This is a genomic window from Bradyrhizobium sp. SZCCHNRI3052 (assembly GCF_032484895.1).
Lineage (GTDB): Bacteria > Pseudomonadota > Alphaproteobacteria > Rhizobiales > Xanthobacteraceae > Bradyrhizobium.
The window spans coordinates 14,208-26,705 of record NZ_JAUETW010000011.1; the positions used below are offsets into that span (position 1 = coordinate 14,208).

Genomic DNA, 12,498 nt, shown 5'->3' on the forward strand with positions numbered 1-12,498 from the left:
CAGTCTTGGACGAAGGCTTGCTCCGTAACCTCCACATTGTGTCGTCGGCGCAGTCTGGTCAATGTGCCGACCATGATCGACCCTATCCTCATCTTCATCGCCTTCGCGCTCACTTTGGCCGGCTTCGTCAAGGGCGCGCTCGGCCTCGGCCTGCCGACCATCTCGGTCGGACTGCTCGCGGTCGCCATGCCGCCGGGCCGGGCGCTCGCCATCGTCATCGTACCGGCCGTGATCACCAACATCTGGCAGACCTTCGCCGGCCCCTATCTGCGCGATATCGCCAGGCGCCTATGGCCGCTGATGCTGGGGACCGCGATCGGCATCTGCCTCAACGCCGGCGCGCTCAGCCATGCCTCGACCCGCTGGGGCAACGTCGCGCTCGGCGTCTTGCTGATGCTCTATGCCCTGCTCGGTCTCACCAAGCTCGCCTTCAAGGTCGCGCCCCCGCACGAGAAATGGGTCGGCGGCATCGTCGGCCTCGTCACCGGGCTGATCTCGGCCGCCACCGGCGTGCAGGTCGTACCTTCTGTGCCGTACATGCAGGCGATCGGGCTCGAGAAGGACGAGTTGGTCCAGGCCCTCGGCGTGTTCTTCACGGTCGCCACCGTCACGCTGGCCTTCAACTTGACGAGCTCCGGTCTGCTCAGCCCGGCCACCGCCCTGCCCGGCGCGGTCGCGATGGCCTGCGCCTTTGTCGGCATGTTCGCGGGCCAAGCGGCGCGATCCCGACTGCCGGCCGAGGCGTTCCGCCGTGTGTTCCTGATCGCCATGATCCTGCTCGGCCTGTATCTCGCCGGCACGGCGGTCGTCGAGCTGCTCCGGTAAGTCAGCGCGCCTCGAGCATCGCGATCCGGACGCCGAGATAGATCAGCAGCCCGCCGATCGTGCGGTTGAGCCAGAGCAGCGCGGCGGACGAGTCGCGCACGCGGCGCGCTGCACGGGCCGCGACGACGGCGACGCCGAGACACCAGATCGTGCTGTTGACGATGAAGATCGTGCCGAGCAGCAGGAAGGCGATCGCCTTGTGCGGCGCCTCGGCTGCGACGAATTGCGGCAGGAAGGCGAGGAAGAACATCGCGACCTTCGGATTGAGGATGTTGGTGAGCGCGCCCTGCCAGAACGCTTGGCGCAGCGTCACCACCGGCATCGACGTCGCATCACTGGCCCTGGCGGCGTCCGGCCGCCGCGCCAGAAGCTGCGTGATGCCGAGATAGACCAGATAGGCCGCACCGGCCCATTTCACCGTCGCGAAGGCCGTCGCGGAGGCCGTGAGCAGCGCCGACAGCCCGATCGCACTTCCGAACACGTGAACCAGGCAGCCCGTGCTGATGCCGAAGGCGGCAGCGGCCCCGCCGCGCCAGCCCATCTGCGCGCTGCGGCCAACGATGTAGGCGGTGTCGGGACCCGGCGTGATGTTGAGCAGCAGCCCGGAGACGAGAAACAAAGGCAGATCGTGAATGCCGAGCATGATTGAACATTTCCTAACAATAACGGTCTAACCATACCTGGCCTCGGCATTGCCGTCTCGCGCCGCAGAGGCCGGCGCGGGGCCGCATGGCGAGGTGCCGCGATGGGTTCTGGAAAAGCGTTGGATTTGGCCGCCTCGGCCGTGGTATGCGCGAGGCGGGAGCACGATGTGATGGAAAGACGCCTCGCTGCCATCCTTTGCGCCGACGTCGCCGGCTATTCACGCATGATGGGGATTGACGAGGACGGCACGCACGCCGCCTTCAAGGCTCATCGCGGCGCCATCCATCCGATCATCCTCAACCACGCCGGCCGCATCGTCAAACACACCGGCGACGGCTTTCTGCTGGAATTCGCCAACGCCGCCAGCGCCATCCAGTTCGGGATCGAGATGCAGTCCCTGATGGCGGAGCGCAACGCCGATCTGCCGTCCGACCGCAACATGCGCTTCCGGCTGGGAATCCATCAGGGTGAGTTTACGGTCGATGACGGCGAGGCCTTCGGCGACGGCATCAATGTCGCCGTCAATCTGGAATCGATCGCCGTCCCGGGCGGTGTTGCCGTCTCGGCCAAGGCTTATGAGGAGGCCGGCCTGCAACTCCCCGTCAAGCTGACCAGCGCCGGAAGCTTTCAGTTCAAGAACCTGCGGGAGCCGGTGCAGGCGTGGACATGGGAGCCGGGTAGCGAGGCGGCGATCCGGGCCGGGACGAGCGTCACCGGCCTGCCGCCGCAATATCGCACCGCGATCGTCGGCGTGCTGCCATTCGTCAACCTCTCCGACGACGCCGACGCCTATCTCGCCGACGGGCTCGCGGACGACCTGATCCATGCGCTGTCGCTGCAATCGTTCTTTCGTGTCCTGAGCCGCACCTCGACGTTTCGCTTCAGGGACCGCGGCCTCAATCCCCGCCTGGTCGCACGCGAGATCGATGCGACCTACCTGATTCAGGGAACGGTGCGGCGCTCTCGTCACAAGCTCCGCGTGACGGCGGAGCTGATCGCGCCCGAGACCGGCGCTCAATTGTGGACCGGTCGCTATGACGGCGATGTCGGTGATCTCTTCGCGATGCAGGACGAGATCACCACCAGCCTATGCGCGGCGCTGATGCCGGAGATCTATCGTGTCGAAGCCTCGATTCCAGTCCGCGCGCCGGCGACCGACCCGACCGGATGGGACCGCTTCCTGCGCGGTCTGTCGCACTACTACCGACCGACCAAGGCCGACTACGAGATCTCCATCTCGCTGTTTCGGCAAGCCATTGCGCTTGATCCCACGCTCGGTCTCGCGCACGCTTATCTCGCGACCATTCTGATGCAGGGCATCAATTTCGGCTGGATCAAGGGCTCGCGCGAGCTCTGGCAGGAGGCGAAGAATCTGGCCTTGGACAGCGTGCGGCTCGACGGGCGCTCCTCGTTCGCCTATGCGATCCTGGCCTTCGTGCAGGCCATGCAGGGCGACCATGACGACGGCATGAAGGCGGCGCGCAAGGCGACCGAGCTCAATGCCTACGACATGGGCGCACGCGGCGTGCTCGGGCTCTGCCATATGGTCAACGGCGAGCACCAGCAGGCGATCGATCTGTTCTCGATCGCGGCCCAGCGCGGCAACAGCGATCCGCGCTACCAATGGCCGGCGCTGAATGCCTACAGCCACTACCTGCTCGGCCGCTATGAGGCGGCGTTGTCCTGGGCCCGCGAGGAGCTGTTTCTCTACCCGAACCATCTGCAGGCGCTGACGATCCGCGCGGCGACCCTGGCGCAGCTTGGTGCGACCGACCAGGCGGGCGACGCCGTCGACGTGCTGCACGCGCAATACCCCTGGCTCACGCTCGACCGCCACATCAAGAACATCCGATGGAAACGCCGGGACGACATCGACCACTACCGCGACGGACTGATCAAGGCCGGGCTGACCTGAGCCAATCGGGTCCAATGTCGCCGGCCCGCCACATGGCCTACACATTGCTTCCGCAAATTGATTGGATTCGACCGCTGTTGCCGTGGTATCGCCCTGAGTAGGAGCAAAGACGGAATGGAGAGACGGCTGGCCGCGATTGTCTGTGCCGATGTGGTCGGTTACTCGCGGATGATGGGCGCCGACGAGGCGGGAACCCATGCCGCGTTCAAGGCCCATCGCGGCGCCATCCACCCGATCATCCTCAATCACGGCGGCCGCATCGTGAAATACACAGGGGACGGGTTTCTCCTGGAATTTCCGAGCGTCGTCGGCGCCATCGCGGCCTCCGTCGAGGTGCAGAAGCTGATGGCCGAGCGCAATGCTCATTTGCCGGCCGACCGGGTGATGCAGTTTCGCCTCGGCCTCAACATGGGCGACGTCATCTTCGATGAGGACGAGGTGTTCGGCGACGGCGTCAACACCGCGGTGCGGCTTGAAGCCGCAGCACCGCCCGGCGGAATTGCCGTCTCCCACAAGGCCTACCAGGAAGCCAGCAAGCACCTCACGGTCACCTTCGTCGACCGCGGGCCGTTCCGCTTCAAGAACATCGAAGACACCATCAACGTCTGGACCTGGGATCCGTCCTCGCCGGAGAAGAGCCGCGAGCAGCGGTCCGCCACGACCCTGCCGGCGCAATACCGCACCGCCATCGTCGGCGTGCTGCCATTCGCCAATCTCAGCGGCGAGACCGACGAATACTTCTCGGACGGCCTGGCCGAAGACCTCATCCATGCGCTGTCGCTGCAGTCGTTCTTCCGGGTGCTCAGCCGCAACTCCACCTTCGCCTTCAAGCATGCCGGCATGAGTGCCCGCCTGATCGCGCGCGAGATCGATGCGACCTATCTCATCCAGGGCTCGGTGCGGCGCTCCGGCGACAAGATCAGGGTTACCGCCGAGCTGGTCGCGCCGGAGAACGGCGAGCAGCTGTGGGCCGGCCGCTACGACCGCGACATCGGCGACCTGTTTGCAGTGCAGGATGACATCACCGCCAACCTCTGCACCGCGCTGATCCCCGAGATCTATCGCGCGGAGGCGGCGGTGCCGGTGCGGTCCAAGACCACGGACCTCACGGCGTGGGATCGCTTCCTGCGCGGGCTGTCGCACTACTACCAGCCGACCAAGGCCGACTACGAGAGCTCGATCGCGCTGTTCCGCGAGGCGATCAGGATCGACCCAGGTCTTGCGATCGCCCACACCTATCTCGGCACCATCCTGCTGCAGGGCATCCATTTCGGCTGGATCAGGAACTCACGGGAGCTGTGGGACGAGGCAATGGCGCTGGCCGAGGCCGGCGTCCGGCTCGATTCCCGCTCGTCCTTCTCCTATTCGCTGCTGGCCTATGTCCATGCCATGCAGGGCCGGGTCGAGGCCGGGATGGAGGCGGCGCGCAAGTCGCTGCAGCTCAATCCCTATGACATGGGCGCGCGCGGCGTGCTCGGCGTCTGCCATCTCGTCGCCGGCGAGCACCGCCAGGCGATCGAGCTGTTCTCGGTGGCGGCCCAGCGCGGCAACAGCGATCCGCGCTATCAATGGTCGGTGCTGAGCGCGTTCAGCCATTACATGCTCGGCCAGTACGACGCCTCGCTGTCCTGGGCGCGAGAGTCGCACTATCAGAACCCGAACCATCTGCAGTGCCTCGCCATCCGCGCCGCCGCGCTGGCGCAGCTCGGACGCTCGGTCGAAGCGGGCGAGGCCGTCGCGGCACTTTTGAGCCAGCATCCATGGATGACGATCGAGCGCCTCCTGAGCAACATCCGCTGGCGCAATCCCGCCGACATCGCGCATTATCGCGACGGCCTCACCAAGGCCGGCATCCCGTTGACCAAGCTCACTCTGGTGGACACCAAGGCCAAGTTCGCGGGCGAATAGCGCGATCGCGACTTGAGGTTGACACTTGGGCGGGTTGCGCCAATCATTCATGATTGCATTGTAGCGTTCAGACGGCGGCCGATCCGCCCGTTCCTCGGCGCAATTCGGCGTCGTCCTCGTTTGTTTGCGTGATTTCGTTTTCATCACTCAGGTGCTTTCCAAGGATGTTCTTCGATGCAAGAAGACAGCGCCCGTGACGCCCTGCCCGGACAGCTTCCGGTCTCGTCCGACAACCCGTGTCCCTTCCTGCGCGCGCTCGTCGCCGGCGGCTTCGTCGACGGCCACAGCGTCCCCCTGAAGACCATCGGCGACCGGGTCGAGGCGGCGAGCGGCGAGACCGGCTTCAAGAAGCGGCTCGTCGGCATCGAGACCTTTGGCGTTGCGCTGATCGCGAACGGCCTGTCGCCACTGCGGCTGCTGAAGAGCCTGTGGTCCGGCGCCGATCTCGACCAGTTGCGCAACGGCCCGCTCGACAAACATGGCGGCGGATCGCGCATTCTCGACGCCGAGGCCAAGGTTCATCCCGAGGAGATCGACCGGTTCGCGAGCTTCGGCAGCGACTATCCCGATCCCAACGGGGGCACCGAGCGCGGCCTCAACGAGGCGCAGATCCAGACTTTCATGAAGGCCAATCTGACGCGCGACGGCGACCGAGCGCGCTGGTACTTCCCCATTCTGATGCAGGGCGAATGGCCGGTGCTGCTCAACATCCTCGGCAAGGGCGAGGGTGACGGCCGCTATCTCTCCGTTGCCGAGGTCCGCACGCTGTTCGTCGACCGCCGCCTGCCGCAGCGTATCGCCGCGCGGCTGACAGCCAAGCCCAAGCCCGCGAACATCGTCTGGCGCATCGGCAAGGCGCTCGTCGGCACGGCAGTGCTGGCCGGCGCCGCCCTGTTGCTCGCCTGGGTGGCCGCGCCCGACGCCGTCAGCGACAAGCTCGGCAAGGTTCTGCCGAAGAAGGTCGCGGCGTTGATCCCGCCCGCTTTGCCCGAGACCGAGCCGACCAGGGCGGCCTATTGGCTCGATCAGGGCTGGACCACGCAGGACCGGCACTGGTTTCACCACGTGACGCAGGGCACCGCGACCTTCCCGATTCCCTACGCCTGGTTCATGGCGATGGAGCAGCCTTATCTGGCGCCGTTCGGCACGCCCGGCCTGATCTCCGACAGCGCCTATCTCGAACGTTTCGGCTTCATCCCGAGCCCGAAGAGCGTCGACGGCGACCCAAGCGTCCTCCGGCCGTTCGGCTACGCCGCGACGGCTGCCAAGACCGAGCCCGCAGCGCCACTGCCCGCCGGCCTCAAGCCGACCCCGGCCGGCAACGAAGGCGGCCTGCCGGTCGGCTTTGCCCGGCTCACCGGCGCGACCGATCCCGCCACCGGCGCCGCGCAGTCCGACAAGATCGGCCTGACCTGCGCGGCCTGTCACTCCGGCAGCATCCACTACAAGGGTGTCAGCGTACGCTTCGACGGCGGCCCCGGCATGGTCGACCTGCGCAAGCTTGAAGAGGCCATGGGCTTTGCGATGATATTCACGCAATACGTGCCCGGCCGCTTCACGCGCTTTGCCGATCGCGTGCTCGGACCGAATGCGTCCGACGCCGATCGCGCGAGCCTGAAGAAGGGCCTGAAGGCCGCGATCGATTTCGCGCTCAACATGCAGGCCAACAACTACAAGACCACGATCGAAGCCAAGGGCCAGACCGAGACGGAGGAAGGCTTCGGCCGGCTCGACGCGCTGAACCGCATCGGCAACCAGGTATTCTACCTCGACATGGCCTCGAGCGGTCTGCCCAACATGCTCGACAACCAGGAGGCCATCGACGCGCCGGTGTCCTACCCTCCGATCTGGACCGTGCCGTGGTTCTCCTGGGCGCAATATGACGGATCGATCGCGCAGCCCCTGATCCGCAATGCCGGCGAGGCGCTCGGCGTCTCCGCACAGATCAACTTCTCACCGAAGACCGCGAGCGACAGACTGTGGCGCTCGTCGATGGCGATCGATAACCTGCTCTACATCGAGAACATGCTGCGCGGTCCCGATCCGTTCGCGACCACGACGCCCGCGTTCGGCGGGCTGACCTCGCCGAAATGGCCGGAGAAGCTGTTCGCCGGCGACGACGCCTGGAAGATCGATCCGGCCCGCGTCGAACGCGGCCGTAAGCTCTATGCGGCTGTCTGTGTCGAGTGCCATCTCGGCCCGGTCGCCGACACCGTGTTCGACAAGACCTATCCGGACAAGAGCTTCTGGAAGATCAAGCCGGCCGATGACTGGGAGAGCAAGGGCTGGAACGCCAAGGGCCCGATCCTCGACCTCGTGCAGAAGCCCGTCGAGGCGATGCAGACCGACCCCGGACAGGCGAGCATTCTCGCCAACCGCAAGGTCAACGTGGCAGGCTTCCTCGAGGTCGATCCGGCCAAGGACCTGAAGGGCTGCAACCTGCCGCAGGGCTCGACCACGGAGATGCCCTATGCGCTGGCGCTGATGGCCGTCGTGCAGAAGGCCAGCGACAAATGGATGGAGGACCGCAAGATCTCCGAGGCGGAGCGGGCCGCATTGTGGGGCGATCGCAGGAACTGCCCCAACCCGGCCGGCAAGAGCTATCGCGCCCGCCCGCTCAACGGCGTGTGGGCGACCGCACCCTATCTGCACAACGGCTCGGTGCCGTCGCTGTACTGGCTGCTGACGCCGGCTGCCGAGCGGCCGACATCGTTCTGCCAGGGCGCGCGCGACTATGACCCGAAGCCGGTCGGCTTCGCCGTGCCGAAGGGCGGCGAGAGCACGTGCAAGGTCGGACAGACGCTGTTCGTGACCAGCGATTCCAGCGGCAAGCCGATCAAGGGCAACAGCACGCTCGGCCATTCCTTCGAAGGGCCGACCAAGCCCAACAAGGACTATCCGAACGGCATCATCGGCGGTGCCTTCTCGGAGGACGAGCGCTGGGACCTGATCGAGTACCTGAAGACGCTGTGAGGTCACGCGACGGTGCGGCCTGCTGATCATGGGGCGCACCGCCGGCTTCACGCCGCGGTCCAGACGCCCGGACGCACGCAACGCCGGATCGCTCCCTGCTCTCCGAGGGAATGCAGGATCACCCAGCCGTTGACGACGAGATCGCGCACGCCCTGGTGACGCTGCAGGACCTCGTCCATGGCGCTCTCCGGCGCGGCGATGAAGACGTTGAGCCTGATGGGTTCGTGGATGAAGCGCGTGCCGTCATGCACCGACTGCCAGGGCAGCCCGACACGCAAGTCGCCGGCGTTGCCCTCGAGCACGCCGAGCTGGCCGACGATGTTGTGCAACACCTTGTTGCCGCTGCCGAAGGCAGCGTTGTTCACGGTCGAGCCGTAATATTGCAGGTTGATCCAGCTCGCGACCACCATCGGCGCCGTCATGATCAGCTCGAGGGTGCGATAGCCGTCGTCACGGGCGGCCTCGTAGGAGTGCAGGAAGGCGCGGCCGCCGAGGTCGAGGCCGCGGGTGAAGGCGCGCGGCGCGGCGATGAAGGCGGCGTTGCCGGCGAGCCCCCATTCGGGCCGCACCTGCGACCAGTCGCGGCTCCGGGCGATCACCGCGTCATCGATGTCGGATACGTCCTTGATGCCGAGCAGCGCGCTGCGCTCCTGCCGCGCCAGCCGTGCAGCGTCCGCCAGCCGTGCCTTCAGCTGGGACAGATCCGGCGCGAGCACGGCCGGAACGTCGTCCTCGTCGAACAAGGTCACGGCATCGGTCGTGGTGTCGTGCAGCGCTCCGATGAACCAGCAATCGGCGGGGATGTCGATGCCCTTGGCGCGCAGACCTTCTCGCACACGCCAGTCGTTGAGAACGGCTGCGGCGACCCGCGCATTGGCCTCGCCGGTATGGCCCCCGCAGGCGCCGCAATCCAACCCCGACGCGTGCGGATTGTTGACGGTGGTGCTGCCGTGACCGGCCAGCAGCACGAGCCGCGCGAACGGCCCGGTCAGCGACATCGCCTTGAGCACCGCCTCGGCCATCGCGACGCGCTGCGGATCGGTGAAGCCGGTGGCCCGCCCGCCGAGCTCGCCCGGTGTCAGCCGCGGCTGGACGCGGGCCGCGATCTCGGGATCGAGACCATCAACGACGGGTGACGGCACGGGACGCGTGACACCTGCGCTGTCGGTTGCGATCTTGGCGGCGAAGCCGAGGCCGGCGGTCTCGACGAAGGAGAACGACGAGACGGCCGAGACCTTGAACGACTTCCACGCCTTGGCCGCCCGCCGCCGCAGCAGCCGCAGACCCAGCACCTCGGCCGCCTCGACGTCATCGGCATGCTTGACGGCCTCGCAAACGACAAAGGCGGGCTTGAGCAGCACCGGGCATTGCGCGCCGCCCCTGGTATGGCCGATCGGGACGTATTCGATCGGGAAGCCGAAGAATCCGGCGAAGCCGATCGTCTCGGCTTCCGGATAAGCGGTCTCCAGCGCGCGCCGGAAGATCTCCGAGCGCACGTCGATGCAGAACGCGGCCTGCAACGCCGGCCGCGCCGGCAGCCGCGGGATCGCCGCCTCTGCGCCATGCGCGGCAAGCTGCCCGACCAGCCGCGCCCGGAAGGCGATCTCATAGGCCTCGTGCAGCACGAGATCGATCGCAAGCTCCGGCGTCTCGTCGAGCCGCTGATCGGCCGGCAGCTTCGCCGCTTCCGCCATGGCCTCCGCCCAGGCCGCCTTGAAGGCGTCGTCGGTGCGCGCCTGATAGAGCGCATAACCCCAGGCGAGCCGGATCGCCAGCAGCTCCAGCAGGGTCTCGTCGCGCCGACCGTCGAGCTGCGCGTTCCAACCGATGTAGCGGGCATAGGCCGACCAGCCGCCGAGATCGAACAGCGCCCGCACCAGATAGTCCTCGACCGCGCGCGCGGGGATGCCGAGCCGGTCGACGATCAGACCGATCGCCTGCACCGGATCGGCCGGCAGCTCCGCGATCGCCTTGCGGAAGCCGGTGAGCCCCATCACCTCGGGATTGCGGTCATAGGCCGCGATCGTCCGCCACGCGGCATAGGGCTTCAGCTTGCGCACCGGGCTGGGCCAGCTCGCCTGGCCTTCGTCGAAATACGTGGCGCAGAACGCCGAGATCTCGTCGATCATGAAGGCGACCAGCGAGACGTACCGATCGCCTTGGGCGAGCCGATCCAGCACTTCCGCGACCGTCGCCACCACGGCGGGCGGCGACGACAGCCCGGCCTCGGCGCGCGCCTTCTGCTTGAGCGCGTCGACATCGAGCCCGGTCGAGGGATGCAGCGCGAGCGCCTGCGCCAGCGCTTCATCGTCGATCCGGCCGTCGTCGAGCGCCTGCCGGTAGTGGCCGCGCGGCATCAGCATCCGCGTCCGCACCACGCGCTCGAACGTCGCGGCGGTCGCGGCGAAGCTCTGCGAGGTGAAGCCGAGGAACGGATTGACGGCGACGAAGTGCTTCAGCGGCCACAACGGCGCGACCCGCTGGCAGGCGCTGTCGATGCGGGCCATCAGCCCGGCATCGGCGGTGGTGTCGATCGGGTCGGTCATGGACATGGCAAGGGCAGCCTGGGTCATCTTCATCTCCGGCTTACGGCTTGGACGGAAGGTGCGAGGTCGCGCTTCGCGGCCAAACCGTCAGCACGAGGCGGTTGGCGAGCGTGTTGAGATAGAGGCCGTTGCGCAGGTGGACGTAGGCCGCGATCCAGAACGGCGCGTCGGCGCGGCGCATCATCTGGTTCTGGAACACGGTCACCGCCGCGAACGAGACCACCACGGCCGCCGCGATCAGCATCGGCACGACACCATCGACCGGCCGCGATGCGGGAATGCTGCCGCCGACCAGCCAGGCCGTGCCGGCCTGCAGCGCGAAGTAGACGATCGCGACGCCCGCTGCGGTCACCGCGGCGCGGGCGATGACAAAGGCGTTCGGCCGCTCGTCGATCGCGTTGGCCATCAGGTGCACCAGCCCCATCAGCAGCACCGAGCCGAGCGCGATCTGCGCCGGGTTGCTGCGGAGCGTCATGCCGAAGGCGAGCCCCGTCAGCAGCGCGAGGCCGATCACCGCGACCAAGGCCAGGATCAGTCGTGCCGCATGCGGCTGGCCGCCGGGGCTCGGCGTCCATGACGCGCGGGCGAGATCGATGATGCTGCCCGACGACAGGAAGGCGTGCGCCTTGTAGAGCGAATGCGCCACGATGTGCAGCAGCGCGGCGGAGAAGGCGCCGAGCCCGCATTGCAGCAGCATGAAGCCCATCTGCGCCACCGTCGAATAAGCGAGCTGAACCTTGACCGAGGTCTGCGTCAGCATCACCAGCGAGCCGAACAGCGCGGTGGCGCCACCGACGACCGCGAGGACGTCGAGCGCGGGCGTGGCCAGCAGCAGCACGTCGCTGAGCCTGAGCACCAGGAAGCCACCGGCATTGATGATGCCGGCATGCAGCAGGGCCGACACCGGGGTCGGCGTCTCCATCACCTCGATAAGCCAGCCATGCAGCGGCAGCTGCGCGGATTTCAGCATCGCGGTCGCGACGATCAGCAGCGCGGCGATCGTGACAATCGCCGATCCCGCCCCTTCTCCGCCGCGGGCCTGCGCAGCGAGGCTGGCGAGCTCCAGCGTGCCGAAGCGGAGGTAGAGAAGCAGCGCCGCGACCGCGAGGAAGGCATCGCCGAGCCGGCTCGCCACGAACTTCTTGCGCGAGGCGCGGACCGCGGCCGGACGGGTGTCGTAGAACAGCAGCAGCTTGCCGAGCGCCAGGCTGGTGCCGATCCAGGCCGCCAGCAGCAGAACCAGGTTTCCGGAGATCAGCAAGGTCAGCACCGCGGCCAGGGTGAGCAGCAGCCAGCGCGTGAACCTGACCTGGCCGGGATCGCCGTCGAGATAGTTGCGGCTGTAGCGCACGACGACGAAGCCGATGAAGCTGACCAGCATGATGAGGATGGCGCCGAGCGTATCGAGCTGCAGCGACAGCCCTAGGCCGTAGCCGCCGAGCAGTGGCGTCCGCCCTGCCCCCATGACCGCTGCGCCGAGGCTCGCGAGAGTGGCAAGGGCGAATGCGAGCGCGGCGGTCGCGATCGCGTTACGTGCGACGGTTCTGGCGCTGCCGCCGGTGCCGGCGAGTGCGACGACCGCGAGCGTGAGCGGCGCAAGCGCCGCAAGACAGGGAAGGAGCTGGTTCATGGCGGCCCGGTCGTTTGATCACAAGGGGACGATCTCTCCCTCTTGCTTTACGGGCT

Annotated in this window: 7 protein-coding genes; 4 read left to right on the top strand and 3 right to left on the bottom strand. The window is 67.1% G+C overall.

Annotated elements, in window-relative coordinates; genetic code table 11:
- The first annotated feature begins 72 nt into the window (after positions 1–72).
- Positions 73–825, top strand: coding sequence for a sulfite exporter TauE/SafE family protein (locus QW887_RS25590; protein ID WP_316174967.1), 753 nt, complete (start codon positions 73–75; stop codon positions 823–825).
- Position 826: 1 nt separating this feature from the next.
- On the opposite strand, the gene QW887_RS25595 is transcribed toward QW887_RS25590, so the two are convergent.
- A complete protein-coding gene (locus QW887_RS25595; protein WP_316167848.1) occupies positions 827–1,468 on the bottom strand; it encodes a LysE family translocator in 642 nt (213 codons plus the stop codon).
- 171 nt (positions 1,469–1,639) lie between these two features.
- On the opposite strand from QW887_RS25595, the gene QW887_RS25600 reads away from it, so the two are divergent.
- The 3 genes from QW887_RS25600 to QW887_RS25610 all read left to right on the top strand — a co-directional run bounded on the left by QW887_RS25600 (position 1,640) and on the right by QW887_RS25610 (position 8,266).
- On the top strand, positions 1,640–3,385 hold the full coding sequence (locus QW887_RS25600; protein ID WP_315716570.1) for an adenylate/guanylate cyclase domain-containing protein: 1,746 nt from the start codon (positions 1,640–1,642) through the stop codon (positions 3,383–3,385).
- A gap of 114 nt (positions 3,386–3,499) precedes the next feature.
- Positions 3,500–5,293, top strand: coding sequence for an adenylate/guanylate cyclase domain-containing protein (locus QW887_RS25605; protein ID WP_315716569.1), 1,794 nt, complete (start codon positions 3,500–3,502; stop codon positions 5,291–5,293).
- Positions 5,294–5,467: 174 nt separating this feature from the next.
- Positions 5,468–8,266 (top strand): di-heme-cytochrome C peroxidase, encoded by a 2,799-nt coding sequence (locus QW887_RS25610; protein ID WP_316195276.1) that lies wholly within the window; start codon positions 5,468–5,470, stop codon positions 8,264–8,266.
- Positions 8,267–8,313: 47 nt separating this feature from the next.
- Here QW887_RS25610 and QW887_RS25615 read toward each other — a convergent pair whose 3' ends face one another.
- Both QW887_RS25615 and QW887_RS25620 read right to left on the bottom strand, forming a co-directional pair.
- Positions 8,314–10,839, bottom strand: a complete 2,526-nt coding sequence (locus tag QW887_RS25615) for a DUF2309 domain-containing protein (protein ID WP_316195278.1) — start codon at positions 10,837–10,839, stop codon at positions 8,314–8,316.
- A 13-nt stretch (positions 10,840–10,852) separates the two neighbouring features.
- The gene (locus QW887_RS25620) at positions 10,853–12,442 is read right to left on the bottom strand and encodes an NADH-quinone oxidoreductase subunit L (protein WP_315716566.1); all 1,590 of its coding nucleotides are present in this window, start codon (positions 12,440–12,442) and stop codon (positions 10,853–10,855) included.
- Positions 12,443–12,498: the final 56 nt, after the last annotated feature.

What these genes read in the sequence shown, in the direction of transcription:
- QW887_RS25605 (WP_315716569.1), top strand. Translation starts at nt 3,500, where the DNA reads ATGGAGAGACGGCTGGCCGCGATTGTCTGTGCCGATGTGGTCGGTTAC.
- QW887_RS25610 (WP_316195276.1), top strand. Translation starts at nt 5,468, where the DNA reads ATGCAAGAAGACAGCGCCCGTGACGCCCTGCCCGGACAGCTTCCGGTC.
- QW887_RS25615 (WP_316195278.1), bottom strand. Translation starts at nt 10,839, where the DNA reads ATGACCCAGGCTGCCCTTGCCATGTCCATGACCGACCCGATCGACACC.
- QW887_RS25595 (WP_316167848.1), bottom strand. Translation starts at nt 1,468, where the DNA reads ATGCTCGGCATTCACGATCTGCCTTTGTTTCTCGTCTCCGGGCTGCTG.
- QW887_RS25620 (WP_315716566.1), bottom strand. Translation starts at nt 12,442, where the DNA reads ATGAACCAGCTCCTTCCCTGTCTTGCGGCGCTTGCGCCGCTCACGCTC.
- QW887_RS25600 (WP_315716570.1), top strand. Translation starts at nt 1,640, where the DNA reads ATGGAAAGACGCCTCGCTGCCATCCTTTGCGCCGACGTCGCCGGCTAT.
- QW887_RS25590 (WP_316174967.1), top strand. Translation starts at nt 73, where the DNA reads ATGATCGACCCTATCCTCATCTTCATCGCCTTCGCGCTCACTTTGGCC.